Here is an 18,015-nt window from a genome sequence, read left to right as displayed (position 1 = left end):
GCCCCAATAGAGAGGCATTTTCGTTGCTTTTTCGCTTTAGCCTTGGAGCAGCTTCATCATGGCTGCAATAAACCCTTCTTGCTTAACGATTTGGTACTTCTGACAGGAGTCAGGGTTTTTCAAATCGTGGCATAAATATAGTGTATTGCGCTCAAGCGCAGGCTTTGGATGTAAGTTTGAATCAAATAGCACAGGATCTATACCAGGAAGACCAGACCAATATACACTACTAGCCACAAGGCCTAATTTTTCATAAGTAATCAGTTGTGGTTTTGGCAGGATAATAAATAAAACACCAATCACAGCAAACACTATCCACTTACCTTTACCCTTGGGTTTATCGTTATCTGTAGCGGCTTGTGTTTGAGGTGTATTTGTTTGCCGTGCTTGCGCGGTTTGTTGAGCCTTTATCGCTGCAATTTGTTGTGGCGATGGTCGACGGTTTTTTGTTGTACTAGTGCGTTTCTTTTGATTGGACTGTACTTGACCTAAAAGCGATTGTTTTTTTGATGGTTTTGCCATGCTTTAAGTAGCCTTTTAGTTGCAGGTCTCTATAATGCTTCTATGCTAAGTATAATAGCTTATTTTTACACTACAGCCTACGGGAAAGGACTATGGATCAAAACATCTCTATTTTAATCGTCGATGATGTAGGGACAGTTCGCAGCTTTTTACATCAAACCTTAATGCACTTAGGCATTGATCATGTAAGAGAAGCCTCCACTGCAACGCAATGCGTAAAGTCATGTGAAGAGCAACATTTTGATATTGTCTTTTTAGATATTGAGCTGCCCGATGGTGATGGTAAAGAGTTAATTGCAACCCTAAATGAAATAAACCCGAATATTAATGTCGTTATGGTGTCTGCCCACTCAACGGTAGACAATGTTAAAGATGCGATTGAGCGCGGAGCTAAAGGTTTTGTTGTTAAGCCATTTTCGCCAAAGAAAATCGCGGCTATGCTGAAGAAGTTTTACCCAGATCTAGAATTGGTATAAAACTGCACTGATTTTATCTTTTGATACCAAAGTATATAAATTACAGACATAAAAAAACCGACATAGTGTCGGTTTTTTCAATCCAGCAACAAATTAAAGTGCTTTGATCTTAGCAACTAAACGGCTCTTATGACGAGCAGCTTTGTTTTTGTGGATTAGACCTTTAGTTGCGTAACGGTCTAGGATAGGTGCAGCAACAGCGAATGCTTGAGTTGCAGCTTCTTTATCACCAGCTTCAATTGCAGCGATTACTTTTTTGAAGTATGTACGCATCATTGAACGACGGCTTGCGTTGTGCTTACGACGCTTTTCGCTAGTGATAGCGCGTTTTTTTGCAGACTTGATGTTAGCCAAGGTTTGCTCCTAACAATCTTAAAATAAGCTTAATTTAAAGGCCGAGGAATATGCCTGTTTTAATCGCAAAAGTCAATATAAATTAACAAGCGCGGCCTAATGTTCAACACCCAAGACTCGACTTGGGCTATTCTCAATTCTTAACCTGTACAAATCAAAACGTTGCTATGCGACATTTTTACTTCTATAGCAGGCAAGTAAACCCGTAATATCCCAAGTTGCACTAATAATTTGCAAAGCGCAGCTTCACAAAGTGCCTTGAAAATCTCAGGTCTGAACCAAAGTAAACAGTCAAATTTCACAAGGTGAAACAGGCCTACCAAGGTTAATGGCGCGTATTGTATCAAAGCTGACAGGGCACGCCTAGTGCTAAATGCACAACGACTGTGGCATAATCTGCCGCGATTCACTGAATTTAGGAGTTAAGGTGGCAAAAGGGTTATTTAAATCGGGTATGATTGTCAGTGCCATGACTATGATTTCGCGGGTTCTGGGCCTCGTTCGAGATGCCGTCGTGGCAAACTTATTAGGCGCTGGATTGGCCGCAGATGTCTTTTTATTCGCCAACCGGATCCCTAATTTTTTACGTAGACTATTCGCTGAAGGCGCGTTTGCTCAGGCATTTGTACCTGTGCTTTCTGAAATTAGAGAAAAGCATGGCGATGATAAAGTGAGGTTATTTGTTGCACAAGCCGCAGGTACACTTGGCACGGTGCTACTTATTGTCACTATTTTGGGCGTAGTTGGTTCGCCTGTCATTGCGGCATTATTCGGTACGAGTTGGTTCATAGATTGGTGGCAAGGTGGTGCAGATGGTGAAAAGTTTGTGCTTGCAAGTGCACTATTAAAACTGACCTTTCCTTATTTGTTCTTTGTTTCTCTCGTGGCTCTGAGTGGCGCGGTACTGAATGTTTATAATCGTTTTGCCGCAGCTGCTTTTACCCCTGTATTATTGAACGTTGCGATTATTATTTGCGCTATTTTCCTTCATGATAAATTTGAGCAGGGTGCATATGCATTGGCACTAGGGGTATTTATTGGGGGAATGGTTCAACTGCTATTCCAAATACCGTTTTTACTGCGTTTAAACGTGCTAAGTCGCCCCCGCTTTGCTTGGCGAAGCCCCGAGGTAACCAAAGTAAGAACTTTGATGATCCCAGCATTATTTGGAGTTTCTGTTAGCCAAATTAACTTATTAATAGACACCGTTATCGCCTCGTTTTTAGTCACAGGCTCAATTGCTTGGTTGTATTATTCAGATCGATTAATTGAGTTTCCACTAGGTCTGTTTGGTGTTGGAATTGCTACGGTCATCTTACCTGCATTGTCGAGGTTGCATGCCGGAGACAATAGTTCAGACTTCCAAAAGACGCTGGATTGGGGGGTGCGCTTCGTTGTTTTTTTAGGTTTACCCGCAATGTTTGGGTTGATGGTAATAAGCCCACTTATCATTTCAGTATTGTTTGGACACGGTGAGTTTGTTTCTCAAAATGCAGACAATATAGAAAAAGTCAGCTTAGGTGTTGCTGCATATTCCGTCGGTTTGCTAAGTTTTATGCTAATAAAAGTGCTCGCTCCGGGGTTTTATGCGAGACAAGACATAAAAACGCCAGTTCGTATAGGTATCATTTCGATGGTACTGAATATGGTGTTTAATCTGCTTTTAGCTCCTTTTATTGGCTATATCGGCCTTGCATTGGCAACTTCATTATCAGCGTCTTGTAATGCGTTTTTACTTTATCGTCAGCTGTCACATCAAGGTGTGTATCAGCTAAGCGCATTTTCTCTTGGTTTTACTGCCAAATGCTTTGTTGCAGCGGTCGTGATGGCTGTATGTGTATACTTTCTCGGCGCACGTTTTGAATGGCTAGAGTGGGGACTGATGGAGCAGGTGCTATTACTTTGCGGATTATTAGTAACTGCGATGGTGAGCTATTTTAGTTTACTATTTATACTAGGGGTAAGATTGAGCACAATCCGAGATGCTTGATTCGCATTTTTAAGCAACTTGGGTATAATCGGGCTCTTTGATATTTGCTGCACAAAGGCACGGCACTATGCAACTAATCCGAGGGATCCATAATATTCGACCACATCATTTTGGTTGTGTGTTGACGATTGGAAACTTTGACGGGGTTCATCTTGGACATGTAGAGGTTTTGAAGGGGCTGATTAGCGACGCAAAACACTATCAACTTCCAAGCACAGTGATGTTATTTGAGCCGCAGCCCTTGGAGTTTTTTGCCAAAGATAAAGCACCTGCTAGGCTGACGCGATTACGTGATAAGCTAGTCCTGTTGCAAGAGCTTGGCATAGAGCGGGTCATTTGCGTCAACTTTAATCGCAAATTTGCCTCGCAAGATGCAGAGCAGTTTATCAAAGAAGTCCTAGTGACAAAGCTTGGAACCAAGGCGCTCACGGTCGGCGATGACTTTCGTTTTGGCCGTGAACGTGCTGGTGATTTTGCAATGTTAAAGCAAGTAGGCGAACCGCTAGGTATGCAAGTAAAAGACACGGCAAGTTTTCGCAAGCAAGATTGTCGTGTAAGTAGCACGTTGATCCGCACGGCACTTGCGGCTGGTGATTTACGTCAAGCACATGATATGTTGGGCCATACCTATGCCATTTCGGGCCGTGTTATTCACGGTTGGAAGAAAGGCAGAGAGCTTGGTTTCCATACTGCAAATATTGCCTTAAAACGCCAAGTGAGCCCTGTGCGCGGTGTGTATGCGGTCAAAGCGACTGTGAATCACAAAACACATTATGGCGTAGCGAATGTTGGCACTAAGCCAACCCTAAACGGAACGAAAGCCCTTTTAGAGGTGCATCTGTTTAATTTTAATGAGACCATCTACGGTCAGTTTATGAAAGTGGAGCTAATTGAAAAGCTTCGCGATGAGCAAAAATTCGAAACATTGTCGCAGTTAACAGAACAAATCAGTCGTGATGTTAGCAATGCAAAACAGTGTTTTTCTTTAACGTAGCCGATACGGAAAGTAGGATAAATGAGCGACTACAAACATACTTTAAATCTACCGGAAACTGAGTTTCCGATGCGTGGTAATTTGGCGCAACGCGAACCAAAGATGCTGAAAAAATGGTATGAAGAAGACCTATACGGTCAAATTCGCATTGCGAAAAAAGGTAAAAAGCCATTTATTTTGCATGACGGTCCTCCGTATGCAAATGGTGATATTCACCTAGGTCACTCAGTAAACAAAATCCTAAAAGATATTATTATTAAGTCAAAAACGCTTTCTGATTTTGATGCACCTTATGTACCTGGTTGGGACTGTCATGGTCTTCCAATTGAGCTACAGGTCGAAAAGAAAGTAGGCAAACCAGGTAAGAAAGTATCGGCTGCTGAATTCCGTGAAAAGTGCCGCGACTATGCTAAAAAGCAAGTTGATGGCCAAAAAACAGATTTCAAACGCCTTGGTGTTTTAGGTGACTGGGATAAGCCATACCTAACCATGAACTTTGATTTTGAAGCCAATGCTATTCGTGTGCTTGGTCGTATTATCAAAAATGGTCACCTGCACAAAGGTGCAAAGCCAGTTCACTGGTGTACGGATTGTGGTTCAGCACTTGCAGAAGCGGAAGTTGAATACCAAGACAAACAATCGCCAGCAATCGACGTAAAATTTGTGTTTGCTGATCAAGCGGCAATCATTGGTGCGTTTGGCTTGGCCGAAGGTCACGAAGGCAAAGGCGAAGTAAGTACCGCAATTTGGACTACAACGCCTTGGACATTGCCTGCAAACCGCGCTGTGGCAGTACACGGCGCGCTAGAGTATGCGCTGGTACAAATCGAAGATGAAGGTCAAGAGCAGCGTATTGTACTTGGTTCTGAATTAGTCAAAGACGCTGTTGATCGTTTTGGATTCAAGCACTTCCACGTACTAGGTTACGCGAAAGGCGCTGCGCTTGAGAATCTGCGCGTTGCACACCCATTCTTAGATTTCGATGTGCCTGTTATTTTAGGTGAGCACGTAACAACAGACTCAGGTACTGGTATCGTTCACACTGCACCTGGTCACGGTCAAGAAGACTTTGCTGCGGGCCAGGCTTACGGTCTAGAAGTTGCAAACCCTGTTGGTGCAAATGGTGTTTATCTACCAGATACACCGATTTTTGCAGGTCAGCACGTATTTAAAGCAAATGACAGCATCATTGAGTTATTAACTGAGAAAGGCGTATTGTTCCGTCATAAGGCGCTAACGCATAGTTATCCACATTGCTGGCGTCACAAAACTCCTATTATTTTCCGTGCGACGCCACAATGGTTCGTCAGCATGGATCAGGCTAACCTACGTGCTGATTCACTGAATGAAATCAAAAAGACAGAGTGGTTACCAGAGTGGGGTGAAAGCCGCATCGCAAACATGGTTGAAGGTCGCCCTGACTGGTGTATTTCACGTCAGCGTACTTGGGGTGTACCAATCGCATTATTTGTCGATAAAGACACCGGTAGCCTACATCCTGAAACGGAAGCCCTTATTGAAGCCGTTGCTAAATTAGTGGAAGAAAAGGGTATTCAGGCGTGGTACGACCTAGAGCTTAGCGCGCTATTAAGTGAAGCAGATGCTCAACAGTACGTAAAAGTACAAGATACACTAGACGTATGGTTTGACTCAGGTGTAACACATGCGTGTGTTGTTGATGCGCGTGAAGATTTAACCGGTCCTGCAGATCTTTACCTTGAAGGCTCGGATCAGCACCGTGGTTGGTTTATGTCATCAATGATGACTTCAGTTGCTATCAATGGTCATGCACCTTATAAGCAAGTGTTAACGCATGGCTTCACGGTCGATGAAAAAGGCCATAAGATGTCTAAGTCATTAGGCAACGTGATCTCGCCGCAAGACATCATGAACAAACTAGGTGCAGATATTTTACGTTTATGGGTAGCTTCTACCGATTATACGGCCGAAATGACTGTGTCTGATGAAATCTTTAAGCGCTCAGCTGACCGTTATCGTCGTATTCGTAACACAAGTCGTTATCTACTTGCGAACCTAAGCGGCTTTGATCCAAAAACGAATTTAGTAGCAATTGAAGATATGGTTGAGCTAGATCGCTGGATTGTTGCGCGTGCTGCACAGCTACAAACTGAGATCAAAACAGCGTACGACAAGTATCAAATGCTTCAAGTAACACAGAAGCTTATGAATTTCTGTACTGGTGAATTGGGTTCGTTCTATCTAGACGTGATTAAAGACCGTCAGTACACGGCGAAAAGTGATAGCCATGCCCGTCGTTCTTGTCAATCAGCGCTTTATCATATCGCCGAAGCGATGACACGTTGGATGGCGCCAATCATGAGCTTTACTGCGCAAGAAATCTGGGAAGTATTACCAGGTGAGCGTGGCCAGTTTGTATTCACGGATACTTGGTATGATGCAATTGAAGGGGCGACAGAAGGCTCGTTGAATAACGAGTACTGGCAAAACCTACTGGCGGTACGTGATGAAGTAAACCGTGTGCTTGAGAATGCACGTAAAGAAGAAGTGATCGGTGCGACGCTACAGGCTGAAGTAACGCTATATACTGGCGGTGACTTAGCTGAGCAGCTCAACGCCATTGGCGACGAATTGCGCTTTGTTTTACTGACTTCGAAAGCAACGGTAGAAGTAGTCAACCGCAAGCCAGAAAATGCAATTTCATCAGAAATTGATGGTTTATACATTAGTGTAGCGGCAACATCGGCTAAAAAATGTGATCGTTGTTGGCACTATACGGACGACGTAGGTAAGAATGAGCAACATGCAGATATCTGTGGCCGTTGTATTAGTAACGTTGAAGGTGACGGCGAGCAGCGTCAATTCGCCTAGGAGTAAAACGTGACACAAACTACACAGAAAAGTGGTCTGGTGTGGTTGTGGCTTAGTCTACTGCTTTTTGCAGTAGACTATTTCACCAAAGCACTGGTTATGACTGAAATGGAACTCTATGAGTCCATTGATATTTTGCCTATATTCAATCTCACCTATATGCATAACTATGGTGCGGCTTTTAGCTTCCTAAGTGAAGCAGGTGGCTGGCAACGTTACTTTTTAAGTGGCATTGCCGTGGCGATTAGCACTTTATTGATTTTTTGGCTACGTAAGTTGCCGGCATCAAATTGGAAGTTGGGATTGGCCTACGCGCTGGTATTAGGTGGTGCGGTAGGAAATTTATACGACCGCATTATTCATGGTTATGTGATTGACTTCCTTCATTTCTATTATCAAGACTGGCATTATCCAGCGTTTAATGTCGCAGACATGGCGATTGTCGGCGGTGCTGCACTATTAATTTTCGATGCCTTTACCAGTGGCGATAAACCACAGGAGAAAAATGCGTGAGTGAGCAACTAATTGGAGCAAAGTCTGAAGTCTTGTTCCATTTTTCAATCAAGTTATCAGACGGTTCAGCAGCAGATTCTACCAAAGTTCATAATAAACCCGCTAAGTTGTTTATGGGTGATGGCAGCCTGACGGAAAATTTTGAAAAGTGCTTGCTTGGATTAAAAGCGGGCGATGAGAAATCTTTTGAGCTAGAGCCAGAAGACGCGTTTGGACAACCAAATCCTGATAACATCTATTATGTTGATAGAAGCAAATTTGGCGCAGAAACCCCTGCTCAAGTAGGTAGCATCATTGCATTTACGCAACCTGATGGTACTGACTTACCTGGATTGATCCGAGAAGTAGCCGGCGACTCGGTAACTGTCGATTTCAATCACCCGCTTGCAGGCCAAAAAGTAACGTTTGAAGTTGAAATTCTTGAGGTAAATAACTGATGGATATCTTGCTGGCAAACCCGAGAGGATTCTGTGCAGGTGTAGATAGAGCGATCAGCATTGTTGAGCGTGCACTCGATATTTTCGAAGCGCCTATTTATGTTCGCCATGAAGTTGTTCATAACAAATATGTTGTTGATGGTCTGAAGTCTCGTGGTGCGGTATTCGTTGAAGAGCTAAATGAAGTGCCAGACGACAGTATTGTTATTTTCAGCGCGCATGGTGTTTCTCAGCAAGTACGTAATGAAGCGAAGCGCCGAGAGCTAAAAGTCTTTGATGCGACTTGTCCGTTAGTGACAAAGGTGCATATGGAAGTGACGCGTGCTAGCCGCAGAGGTACTGAGTGTATTTTGATTGGGCACCAGGGGCACCCTGAAGTTGAGGGTACTATGGGGCAGTATGACAATCCGAATGGTGGTATTTATCTCGTTGAAAAACCAGAGGATGTAGCAGCACTCGAAGTGAAAGATGCTGACAATGTGTTCTATTGCAGTCAAACAACATTATCGGTAGATGACACTGCGGATGTAATTGACGCACTGCGTAGCAAGTTTCCGAACATCAGTGGTCCTCGAAAAGATGATATCTGTTATGCCACGCAAAACCGCCAAGATGCGGTTCGCGACTTAGCGGATAAAGTTGATTTATTGCTTGTGGTGGGTGCGAAAAATAGTTCTAACTCTAACCGTTTAAGAGAGCTTGCGGATAAAATGGGAACTAAAGCATTTCTTATCGATGATGCCTCTTCCATCGAAGAAGCTTGGTTCGATGGGGTTGCAAAGGTAGGTGTAACTGCCGGCGCATCTGCACCTGAAGTGTTGGTTCAACAGGTTATCTCTCGACTTAAAGAACTTGGTGGGAAAACGGTAGTTGAGAACCCAGGACAAGAAGAAAATGTCGTGTTTGCCGTACCTGTAGAACTCAGATAAGAGAGTTAGCACGATGACACCGCGTATCAGGTTGTTGTCTGCACTATTGAGTGAGCGAGGTGTGCTAGCATTGCTAGTTGCCTCGCAAATCCTAGCCTTTTTATACACGCTGATTTCCGCGACTGCGTTTTGGCAATCCCTTGGGTTAACTAGCTTATTTATTCATTTCACTGCCTTTTTATCACTTGCCGTGATAGCGATTGTACGCCACGCTGTTGAGAAGCGCTCAGATCTAGTTGAAGCAGGTATTCTCATTTCTGTCTTCGTGCTTTGTACTGTTGTCACTAGTACGGCTTTTCCCTATGGTTTTACATTGCTCGGTTGGATTGATGAGGCAAAAATTGAATTGAGCTTATGGCGTAACATCGCAATATGTCTTTGCATTATCACGCTTTTCGCGCATTTCTTAGCTATCTTTACCGATAATATTCGTAAGGTGAAAGCGCTATCTCAAGCGGAACTTGAAGCGTTACATGCGAGAATTCGGCCGCACTTTTTATATAACTCACTCAATACAGTGGCCGAATTGACTCATATCGATCCAAGTGCAGCAGAAAAGTCAGCATTAGCCCTTGCCGATTTATCTCGCGCTGCGATGTCCACACAAAATATTGTTCCGCTGGAAAGTGAAATATCTTTATGCAAAGCGTATTTAGCACTTGAGCAGTGGCGCTTTGCAGAGCGTCTGAGGGTAGAGTGGGAATTAGACAATGTCTTGGGAGATGTTTTTATCCCTGCGTTGATATTGCAGCCATTGGTGGAGAACGCGGTTAGCCATGGGGTAGAGCCAAACCCAAATGGAGCGGATATTCGTATTCATATTCACTGTAGTAAACGCACCTTAACGGTGGTAATTTTTAACAGCTATGACGCAAAATTAAAGCCGACGCACCAAGGGCATGGCATTGGGATAAGTAACATCAGACGCCGCTTGACTTTACACTACAATCAGCCCATTGATTTTAAAACCGAAGCCAGTCAAGATAGCTATACCGTCAGTTTTTCGCTACCGCTATGAAAACAGTAATATCTTACCTTATTGTGGATGATGAGCCGTTGGCAAGAGCTCGCGTTAAACGACTAATGCAAAAGCACGTGGGCTTTCGTTGTATCGGTGAAGTTGACTGCGCTGACGGTGTGGAAGCGCTACTAAATCAGGAGCCTGTACAGCTAATTTTTCTTGATATTTCGATGCCAGGTCAGTCAGGTGTTGAGCTTGCGAGTCAATTACGCCTGCAATTTCCGAGGATGAAAATCGTGTTTCTAACGGCGCATCCGGAATATGCGTTAGAAGCATTTGAACTGCACGCCAATGGTTATCTAGTGAAGCCACTAGATAGTGATAAGCTTGATGCTTTATTGACTACTATCTTTCCGAGTATGGAGACGCTCAGCTATTACGTTGGCAGTGAGTTGCGTTACGTTCAGGCTTCGGATGTTATTGTTGCCGAGGCGGATGAAAAATATACGCGAGTAACCTTGAATTCCGGCCTACAAGCATTAATTGACATGTCACTCAAGTCACTGTTAGATAAGTTTCCAACACATTTTATTCAAATCCATCGCAGTACATTAGTTAAGCGAACAGAAATTTCTGCTTTAGAACTACATGAACAAAAGCACTATGTTTGCCTCAAGTCGCTGCCCAATCGCTATGAAGTTAGCCGTAGAGCTTATACCCAAATAAAAACATTGTTTTGAGTGTTAAGTGGTGAATAAACCGTTTATCGCCTCAATAGACCTTTCATACTATCTCGTATTGAGTTTCAAAGACGACCGCTTACACTGAAACTAGGATAATTGAATTCTGGTTGAGATATGCATCTTTCGCTAAAGCAACATGGCTTCACACTGTTAGAAGTGCTTATTGCTTTTATGATTTTGAGCTTTGGGCTGCTTGGTGCTGTGGCATTACAAGCAAAAGCTAAACAAGCAAGTTTTGATTCTATGCAGCGAGCCGCAGCGGTTGAGCTTGCCAGCGACATCATGCATCGTATTCGTAGTAATGATGCGACCGACATCACGACACTTTATAAGGTAAAGTTTAATAGTGAGAGCGGAACTACAAAAGCGGACACTTGTTATACCGGATATTGTAGTGCAGCTAGCATCGCGCAAACGGATATTGCTAATTGGCGTCGAGCCATAAGAGCACGAGAAAATACCGGTTCGTTGGATAATGCGGTTGTATGTATTACTCCCACCTCGAGTGCCACCGATCCTTCCGGGGTAAATGTGAGGGTTGTTGTCACGTGGCGAGGACGTCAGGCCATGACTGCCCTTGAGGATAATCCCGCGGGGGATTGTGGTACGGTTGATGATAGACGCAGAGCGGTAGTCATGGAAACATTTGTTTTAATTAGGAGTGAGCCATGAAAAGGATGCTAGGGTTTACCTTATTGGAAATAATGATCGCCATGTTCATTGGTGTGATGTTATTAGCAGGTGTTATAGCAACATACATAGGTATGAAGGCGACCACCAATGACACGATGCAAATTGGAGAATTACAAGAAAAGGGACGCTTGTCTCTATCAATAATGCGTCGCGATATCGAGCAAGTTGGCTTTTGGGGAACCTTTTACGACAAAGGCTTCAAAAGTACCAATCAAAGTGCACCAGCAAATCCGGGTAATGATTGCAGCGATGGACCTAATAATGGAAGTTTCCCTAACAACGACCCCACAAATTTTAGACCTATCTTAGCGACACTCTCCGACGGTGCTAATGCTATGGAGTGTATTACCAAAGCGATACCCGAGACCGAAGTGTTGCAAGTGAAGTTTTTGGAAGGTAACCCAGTGGAAATCACAGGACTAGTTCCAGATGGGACACAAATCCAAAATGGAAGATACTACTTTATTGCGCAGCAAGAGCAGGCGGAGTTTATTGCTGGTAATACCATTGGCAATATGCCAAGTGTAAACGCCACATTGTGGCCTTATAGTCACCATGTTTATTACATAAGTGAAGAGCAGCAGGTGATTAACAATCGCACTATCACCATCCCTGTATTGAGAAGAAAACGTCTACTGGTAAGTGGTGGAATGAGTGATGAGCTGGTCATTGAAGGGGTTGAACGGATGCGGTTTGTGTTTGGCTTAGATACCGATTATGACGGCCGCGTAGATAGATATAGGCACACTGCGAATATGTCTGAGGCCGATTGGAGCGGAACGCGAGGGATTTTATCTTTGCAGTTGTTTGTTTTAGTTAGAGTCCTACAGCCTGATGCAGATTTCGGGGTGCAAAAGCGGACTTACTATCTGGGAAATGATCCCAATAGAAGCGAGCTAACTTATACAGATGCCGTTCGCAGAACGGTTTTCTCAACTACGATTTCGATGTACAACATGGGAGGCTCAGCATGGGAAATGTAAAGCAACGAGGTGTGGTGCTGATCATGGCGATGGTGATGGTGGTTGCTGTTATGGCGGTTGCAGTGACTTTAATGAGCACAAGTACCTTGGATATTAAAATGACACATGCGGTGATGGAGCGAGAAGAAGCCGAGAGTTTACTGTTTGGTGAAATGCAAAGGTTGATAAGGCAAGAGCAACGAGCCCCCAATAATGTGTTTTTACGCTCACGACAGCAGCTAGCAGATGGTGGCGCGACAGTACAAACACCCAATGGCTTACAAGCGACCGTGAAAAACTTAAATAACGGAGAGCTTGAGCTATTTTGTCCCCGACAATTTGATTACACAGATGGGTTCGTCTGTAACATGACGGAAGTCCAGGCCACGGTGGAATACGGCGATAGAGGTCGTCACAATGTAACTATTGTGATGGGTGTTGGGCAAGAAATAGTCAGTGTTTCAAATTAACTATAGACTTCTTCGGATATAAATTATGAAAAAGTTATTTTGTATTTTAATTGCTTGGTCCGCGTTGACACAAATCGTTCAGGCCGAAGATATCGAGCTTTACGTTAAACATAATGTCTCTACCCGTGAGCAGCCCAGAGTATTAATGTTATTTGATACATCGGGCAGTATGGCGTGGGACTCACAAAATGGTAAGGCGTGTTATGAGCGTTACTCATATCGCGTGTGGACTGGCTGGCGTTATGAAACACGTTATGGATACCAAGAAACAGAGTGCTTTAACGGTAGTAACTGTTATCAAGCAAATGAGTACAATCAAGCTGTACAGGGCTGTGCTGATAGCCGCCTCAAAGTTGCGCAAAACGCGATGCGTAAACTGGTGAAAGACAACGCAGATATCCAATTTGGTTTATCTCGCCTATATTCTTCAAGTGGCGGTTATATATTAAATGGTATTGGTAGTAGTAGTGATGACATTGTAGAAAAAATAAATGCATTACCTGCTTCTGGCTCAACGCCGTTATCTGAAACCTTATGGGAGTTGTATAACTACCTTAAAGGTGGAGATGTCTACTGGGGCGAAAACGGTGGAAACGATAGAGATAAGAGTATAGAGCGTCGTGGTAATTATATCTCCGCGTTTACTCCAGCCCGTGGCGCGGATGAACGCTGCGATACCTCAATTAATTTAATTTTAATGACAGATGGAGATCCAACCAGTGACACTAGCTCTAACAATAGCATAGTGAATGAATATTTTTCAGTCTATGGCTCTTATCCCAATTACTTTGATATAAATGAAGGTTCTGGTGTCACTAAAAATTATTTACCCGCATTAGCTAAAACAATGCGCGGTACGTCTCAAGTTAAAGTTGACTTATATCCTTCTACACCTGATGAACACGATTTTGCACGGGTCTTCACGATTGGTTTTGGTAATGGTATGTCGGGTACAGGCATAGATCTGCTTAAAGAAACCGCGACGCAAGGTGGTGGGCAATATCTTCATGCGCATACCGCAAACGACTTATCGGACGTGCTCAAAACCACGATTACCAATATCAGAAATGTGAGTGCAAGCTTTAGTTCACCAACCGTGTCTGCCAACGCACAAGATCCGACGCAAACCGGAAATGCTTTATACTACACTCAGTTTAAGCCGGAAACTCATACTCGCTGGCGCGGTAACCTTAAAAAATTAAAATTTGAAAATAAAAAAGTGGTGGGCCAAGAAGGTACCCCCGCGATAGATGAAAAAGGCGCAATCTCAAACAGTATTACCACCTTTTGGTCAGCTGGAGGCTCGAAGGATGGCAATAATATTGAAAAGGGTGGTGTTAACTACGCTTTGGAAAATCAACTAACGAGAAAAGTGCTGTCGGATTTTGACGGCGGCTCGTTAGTTGAATTTACTTATGATAATGCAGAGAGTGCATACGGTGGCCGAACACAATTAGCGGATGCGATGGGCCTAAGTGGTGCCAGTAAAAGCCAGTTACAAGAAGTCTTCAACTGGGTAATTGGCAAAGATGTAGATGATGACGATGGAGATGGTTTTTCTTCGGATAGAAGAGCCGATATATTTGCAGATCCGCTTCATTCAAAGCCAGCATCAATTGACTATGGGAATGGTGACGTTCGCATCTTAGTAGGCACCAATGCTGGTGTGTTACACATGTTCAAAGACAATGGTAACAGTGTAAGCGAAAGTTGGGCATTTATTCCGAAGTCACTTTTATCTATCTTAAACCCAGTGAAAACGGAAAAAGCAGAAACCAAGTTATATGGCATGGATGGCCCAATTACTGTCTATTTTCATGATATCAATAAAAACCGAAAAGTAGAGTCTGGTGACAAGGTGTGGGCCTTTGTTGGTATGCGCCGTGGTGGAAACAAGTACTATGGTTTCGATATCACTAACCCTGATTCGCCATCATTACTTTGGGGTGGGCCTATTTCTGGTGATTCAAATAAGTTTAAAGATTTGGGACAAACGTGGTCTAAGCCTGTCGTCAGCTTTATTGAGAAGCAAAAGAATAGACCCGTATTGATTTTTGCTGCAGGTTACAACACCAACAAAGATAATGTATCGCGCTCAGTCGACGAGAATAACAAAGGTGTTGGCATTTACATGGTCGATATTATGTCAAACAATGCTGATATCGTTTGGTCGCTTACGGGGGATGCGTTTAAGGGGGAGCATAGCATCGTTGCGCAACCTGCATTGACGGATTCGGACTACGATGGCTTTAGCGACCGAATATATTTAGCGGATACCGCAGGCAGTATATGGCGAATAGATATGCCTGGACCAAACCCTAATGATCCTACGGAGCCGTGGACACACTTTGAGCTTGCACAACTGGGTAGTACAGCCGCTGATCAGGATAGACGTTTTTTCTATAAACCGACGATTGCGAGAACGTTTTATAGTGAGGTAACTAAAACTATCTTCGGTACAGGAGCGAATGATTATCGTATGGAGCGAAAAGATACACCGTTTGATGCCATTGTAATAGGTAGCGGCAACCGCGCAAAACCAACAGACTCAAGTGTAACGGATTATCTATTTATGGTTAGGGATGTGAATACCAAAACACAGTCATTTGTCGAGGATATCCCAGAGCCGATAGTCATCAGTGATTTAATGGAAATGAAAGATGATCCTTTTGGTAATGCGGTAAATGACTTGGACAAATTCGTTAAACAAGAGGCTAAGCTGGCTCAATTTAAAGGTTGGAAGTATCAATTATCTGGTGGAGAAAAGTCGCTAGCAGAATCAACAGTGATTGGTGGGGTCGCTTATTTTACGTCATTTACCCCAGCAGACCAGACTACTCAGCAATGTACGCTCACGGGCGGCAAAGGCCAGCTCTATATGTTTCACTTGCACTATGGTACGGGTAAAACCTATATTACATCACAAGACTTACCAGATAAGCCCTCGATCATAGTAAGAGACAATATTGTGTATATTCCAGGTCCAGGGATTGAAGCAGGACCTGATGCAAGTACTCCATTTGCACCACCGAGTATTCCTAGTGAACCGGTACCCGTTAAAAAACCGGTTGAAATATTCACAACCAAAAGTACAAAGATAAAGACTAAACAGCTTTATATCTATAAGAGAGAAGATAGCGATGAGAAAGGGAAAGATGAATAGAAATAACTCCGTAGGTTGTTTAGTCGAAAGAGGGTTTACCTTAATTGAAGTAATGATAGTGGTGGTGATTATCGGGATCCTATCAGCTATCGCTTACCCTAATTACAGTGAATACGTTAGGAGGGGGGCAAGAGCAGACGCTATGACTTTGTTACTTGACGCTGCGAATAAGCAAGAACAATTTTTTGTGGACAACAGAGCATATTCGAATGATCTTGAAGCAATCGGTGTACCAACAGCAACAGAGAATGGCTACTTCAACGTGACACTTGAAAACGTCACCAATGATACTTTCAGAATTGTTGCAACAGCTGCATCGGGGCCCGTACAAGGTGATGAGCAGTGTCCTGCTTTAACTATCGATGAACTTGGGGTTCGTGGTGTTACTGGGACAACGAATCAAGACGCTATAGACAGGTGTTGGGAGCGCTAGTTTTCTGGGGAAGTAGTTAACTTCCCTTTTTATTAATACTAACTATCCCCGAGCTTAGGTTATTTAACCTGAGGTTTGGATAAGGAATGAGCTAATTCATTGTTTTTAATATTACATTAAATTATTTCCTTATCTAGCCAGAAAGTTTTGGGATTAACACCGCTTCCGCGTCCTGCTCTCGCTAAGGTACCTACATCCTGTAGGCAAGGCGAATTTACGTACCAATAGCGGGCTATTGGAAGTGAATTCAACGCTGTTAGCGCAAAAACTGGCTGCTAGAAAGGCATTAATTATCCGAAGCTTAGGTTATTTACTTTTGACACTCATCAGTATCTTTTAGAGTGCTTTTCCCTGTGTAGCTAACTGACAACGACAATCCCACAGTAGAACTTGCGTTACAGTAGACAAAAGTACCGTTATAGAGTCCTGCGAGATGACCAAAATGACGAAATATAATGGCGTTTCTTGGGTAGGTGAGCTTGTCACCTGAGTCTACTGAGTCCACAACCGCTAACTTATAATCATCGTCTGAAAACTCACCTTGAGGGTGGTAGTCGATAAAAACCGTTAACTGAGTGTGCCATTCTTTGTCGTCGCAGCGATTGTTTTTCAATGGGCACAAAGTAACGGTTGCACCGCTTGCAACGGCTTGAATGCGAGCAAAATTAATGGCCCGTCGTAATGCTTCCAATTTTATTTTTGGTTTATCAAACTGAAACAAAGCAGTAAGAGTGGGAAGAGAAAATAAACTGACGATGGTGATAATCGCCAAACACACTAAAGATTCCAATAGGGAAAAACCCATATGACGATGCATATCCTTTGCCTCGTATTATATTTTCTTTAAGCCTAGTCGTTTATATGTTAAAGGCAAGATTGGAACTTCGAGATAATTTGCGTATCGGTGTTTTGCGTCTATTCACAGGATTCTGTCGTACTTCCTCGATATAATGCTGTGCCAGCGGTTGAAACACTCAGCTGCTGATTATTGTTGTCATCGCCTGGGCAATAGGTGAAATTGCCAGCGTTTGAACCACTTAAGAGTCCGCTTGAATCAAACCTTAGAAGATTGCCTGCAGGCTGGTCTTTGTTCTTAAACACCATAGTGTCGTTATCGTCTACGACCTCCATAGTGCGATGGATAGTATCTCCATTACTAAATGTGCCATTTTTATCTCTGTCAACAAACACGCTAATTCTGTTTGTTGCCCAATTATCTTGGCAAGTAAATGCAGTCCTAGCTTGAATATTGGCTGGTGGCGCGGGGCAGAGAATGACAATGTCGTCTGCAGCGGTTGCTTTTACACGAGCAAAAGCGATATTGCGTTGTAATTCTTGTAAGAAGGACTCTGCTCGGTTACGTTGCAGCAGGTTGCCATCAAAGCTAAATGAAATGGCCAACACGATAGCCAATATAGCGATGGTTATCATCAGTTCTAGTAGATTGAATCCTGCTGATTGTTTCATTACCGCCTCACAACCAAAAAGTAATAATTTATGATTAATATTATTGCGTGAAATCACT

The 18,015-nt window shown here is 43.3% G+C and carries 18 protein-coding genes; 14 read left to right on the top strand and 4 right to left on the bottom strand.

Annotated features, from left to right (window positions below):
- Positions 1 to 36 precede the first annotated feature (36 nt).
- Complete coding sequence (locus ABMY45_RS02460; RefSeq protein WP_102057192.1) at positions 37 to 522, bottom strand: hypothetical protein; 486 nt, start codon at positions 520 to 522, stop codon at positions 37 to 39.
- 92 nt (positions 523 to 614) lie between these two features.
- On the opposite strand from ABMY45_RS02460, the gene ABMY45_RS02455 reads away from it, so the two are divergent.
- Positions 615 to 998 (top strand): response regulator, encoded by a 384-nt coding sequence (locus ABMY45_RS02455; protein WP_010370975.1) that lies wholly within the window; start codon positions 615 to 617, stop codon positions 996 to 998.
- 93 nt (positions 999 to 1,091) lie between these two features.
- Here ABMY45_RS02455 and rpsT read toward each other — a convergent pair whose 3' ends face one another.
- Positions 1,092 to 1,352 (bottom strand): 30S ribosomal protein S20, encoded by a 261-nt coding sequence (rpsT, locus tag ABMY45_RS02450; protein WP_010370978.1) that lies wholly within the window; start codon positions 1,350 to 1,352, stop codon positions 1,092 to 1,094.
- A gap of 427 nt (positions 1,353 to 1,779) precedes the next feature.
- Here rpsT and murJ point away from each other — a divergent pair, with 427 nt between their 5' ends.
- From murJ to ABMY45_RS02385, 13 genes are all read left to right on the top strand, one after another.
- Positions 1,780 to 3,342, top strand: a complete 1,563-nt coding sequence (gene murJ / locus ABMY45_RS02445; RefSeq protein WP_349237920.1) for a murein biosynthesis integral membrane protein MurJ — start codon at positions 1,780 to 1,782, stop codon at positions 3,340 to 3,342.
- A gap of 67 nt (positions 3,343 to 3,409) precedes the next feature.
- Positions 3,410 to 4,336, top strand: coding sequence for a bifunctional riboflavin kinase/FAD synthetase (gene ribF, locus ABMY45_RS02440; RefSeq protein WP_174169977.1), 927 nt, complete (start codon positions 3,410 to 3,412; stop codon positions 4,334 to 4,336).
- A gap of 21 nt (positions 4,337 to 4,357) precedes the next feature.
- Entirely contained in the window at positions 4,358 to 7,186 is a 2,829-nt protein-coding gene (gene ileS, locus ABMY45_RS02435) for an isoleucine--tRNA ligase (RefSeq protein WP_206473398.1), read from the top strand.
- Between the two features lie 9 nt (positions 7,187 to 7,195).
- A complete protein-coding gene (gene lspA / locus ABMY45_RS02430; RefSeq protein WP_174169979.1) occupies positions 7,196 to 7,699 on the top strand; it encodes a signal peptidase II in 504 nt (167 codons plus the stop codon).
- Positions 7,696 to 8,136, top strand: coding sequence for an FKBP-type peptidyl-prolyl cis-trans isomerase (gene fkpB / locus ABMY45_RS02425; RefSeq protein ID WP_010370993.1), 441 nt, complete (start codon positions 7,696 to 7,698; stop codon positions 8,134 to 8,136). Before lspA ends, fkpB begins: the two co-directional genes overlap by 4 nt.
- On the top strand, positions 8,136 to 9,065 hold the full coding sequence (ispH, locus tag ABMY45_RS02420; RefSeq protein ID WP_174169980.1) for a 4-hydroxy-3-methylbut-2-enyl diphosphate reductase: 930 nt from the start codon (positions 8,136 to 8,138) through the stop codon (positions 9,063 to 9,065). Before fkpB ends, ispH begins: the two co-directional genes overlap by 1 nt.
- 13 nt (positions 9,066 to 9,078) lie before the next feature.
- Positions 9,079 to 10,083: a histidine kinase gene (locus ABMY45_RS02415; RefSeq protein ID WP_174169981.1), complete on the top strand. Its 1,005-nt coding sequence runs from the start codon at positions 9,079 to 9,081 to the stop codon at positions 10,081 to 10,083.
- Positions 10,080 to 10,766, top strand: a complete 687-nt coding sequence (locus ABMY45_RS02410) for a LytTR family DNA-binding domain-containing protein (RefSeq protein ID WP_174169982.1) — start codon at positions 10,080 to 10,082, stop codon at positions 10,764 to 10,766. Before ABMY45_RS02415 ends, ABMY45_RS02410 begins: the two co-directional genes overlap by 4 nt.
- A 117-nt stretch (positions 10,767 to 10,883) precedes the next feature.
- A complete protein-coding gene (gene pilV / locus ABMY45_RS02405; RefSeq protein WP_174169983.1) occupies positions 10,884 to 11,441 on the top strand; it encodes a type IV pilus modification protein PilV in 558 nt (185 codons plus the stop codon).
- Positions 11,438 to 12,445, top strand: coding sequence for a PilW family protein (locus ABMY45_RS02400; protein WP_095727497.1), 1,008 nt, complete (start codon positions 11,438 to 11,440; stop codon positions 12,443 to 12,445). The genes pilV and ABMY45_RS02400 overlap by 4 nt, the downstream gene beginning before the upstream one ends.
- Entirely contained in the window at positions 12,433 to 12,894 is a 462-nt protein-coding gene (locus ABMY45_RS02395; protein WP_095727498.1) for a pilus assembly protein PilX, read from the top strand. The genes ABMY45_RS02400 and ABMY45_RS02395 overlap by 13 nt, the downstream gene beginning before the upstream one ends.
- Before the next feature lie 25 nt (positions 12,895 to 12,919).
- Positions 12,920 to 16,057 (top strand): PilC/PilY family type IV pilus protein, encoded by a 3,138-nt coding sequence (locus tag ABMY45_RS02390; RefSeq protein ID WP_206473400.1) that lies wholly within the window; start codon positions 12,920 to 12,922, stop codon positions 16,055 to 16,057.
- Positions 16,050 to 16,490 (top strand): type IV pilin protein, encoded by a 441-nt coding sequence (locus ABMY45_RS02385; protein WP_349288345.1) that lies wholly within the window; start codon positions 16,050 to 16,052, stop codon positions 16,488 to 16,490. Before ABMY45_RS02390 ends, ABMY45_RS02385 begins: the two co-directional genes overlap by 8 nt.
- Positions 16,491 to 16,800: 310 nt before the next feature.
- On the opposite strand, the gene ABMY45_RS02380 is transcribed toward ABMY45_RS02385, so the two are convergent.
- Both ABMY45_RS02380 and ABMY45_RS02375 read right to left on the bottom strand, forming a co-directional pair.
- Positions 16,801 to 17,307: a GspH/FimT family pseudopilin gene (locus ABMY45_RS02380; protein WP_238536744.1), complete on the bottom strand. Its 507-nt coding sequence runs from the start codon at positions 17,305 to 17,307 to the stop codon at positions 16,801 to 16,803.
- 98 nt (positions 17,308 to 17,405) lie between these two features.
- Positions 17,406 to 17,957: a GspH/FimT family pseudopilin gene (locus tag ABMY45_RS02375; protein ID WP_238536745.1), complete on the bottom strand. Its 552-nt coding sequence runs from the start codon at positions 17,955 to 17,957 to the stop codon at positions 17,406 to 17,408.
- Positions 17,958 to 18,015: the final 58 nt, after the last annotated feature.

The sequence above is a fragment of the Pseudoalteromonas sp. XMcav11-Q genome, assembly GCF_040104525.1.
GTDB lineage: Bacteria > Pseudomonadota > Gammaproteobacteria > Enterobacterales > Alteromonadaceae > Pseudoalteromonas.
Note: the sequence above shows the minus strand (reverse complement) of the source record. Positions and strands in the feature narration are given on the sequence as shown.

What these genes read in the sequence shown, in the direction of transcription:
- ABMY45_RS02415 (WP_174169981.1), top strand. Translation starts at nt 9,079, where the DNA reads ATGACACCGCGTATCAGGTTGTTGTCTGCACTATTGAGTGAGCGAGGT.
- ABMY45_RS02395 (WP_095727498.1), top strand. Translation starts at nt 12,433, where the DNA reads ATGGGAAATGTAAAGCAACGAGGTGTGGTGCTGATCATGGCGATGGTG.
- ABMY45_RS02380 (WP_238536744.1), bottom strand. Translation starts at nt 17,307, where the DNA reads ATGCATCGTCATATGGGTTTTTCCCTATTGGAATCTTTAGTGTGTTTG.
- ABMY45_RS02400 (WP_095727497.1), top strand. Translation starts at nt 11,438, where the DNA reads ATGAAAAGGATGCTAGGGTTTACCTTATTGGAAATAATGATCGCCATG.
- ABMY45_RS02410 (WP_174169982.1), top strand. Translation starts at nt 10,080, where the DNA reads ATGAAAACAGTAATATCTTACCTTATTGTGGATGATGAGCCGTTGGCA.
- ABMY45_RS02375 (WP_238536745.1), bottom strand. Translation starts at nt 17,957, where the DNA reads ATGAAACAATCAGCAGGATTCAATCTACTAGAACTGATGATAACCATC.
- pilV (WP_174169983.1), top strand. Translation starts at nt 10,884, where the DNA reads ATGCATCTTTCGCTAAAGCAACATGGCTTCACACTGTTAGAAGTGCTT.
- ribF (WP_174169977.1), top strand. Translation starts at nt 3,410, where the DNA reads ATGCAACTAATCCGAGGGATCCATAATATTCGACCACATCATTTTGGT.
- ABMY45_RS02455 (WP_010370975.1), top strand. Translation starts at nt 615, where the DNA reads ATGGATCAAAACATCTCTATTTTAATCGTCGATGATGTAGGGACAGTT.
- ABMY45_RS02385 (WP_349288345.1), top strand. Translation starts at nt 16,050, where the DNA reads ATGAATAGAAATAACTCCGTAGGTTGTTTAGTCGAAAGAGGGTTTACC.
- ABMY45_RS02460 (WP_102057192.1), bottom strand. Translation starts at nt 522, where the DNA reads ATGGCAAAACCATCAAAAAAACAATCGCTTTTAGGTCAAGTACAGTCC.
- ispH (WP_174169980.1), top strand. Translation starts at nt 8,136, where the DNA reads ATGGATATCTTGCTGGCAAACCCGAGAGGATTCTGTGCAGGTGTAGAT.
- ileS (WP_206473398.1), top strand. Translation starts at nt 4,358, where the DNA reads ATGAGCGACTACAAACATACTTTAAATCTACCGGAAACTGAGTTTCCG.
- ABMY45_RS02390 (WP_206473400.1), top strand. Translation starts at nt 12,920, where the DNA reads ATGAAAAAGTTATTTTGTATTTTAATTGCTTGGTCCGCGTTGACACAA.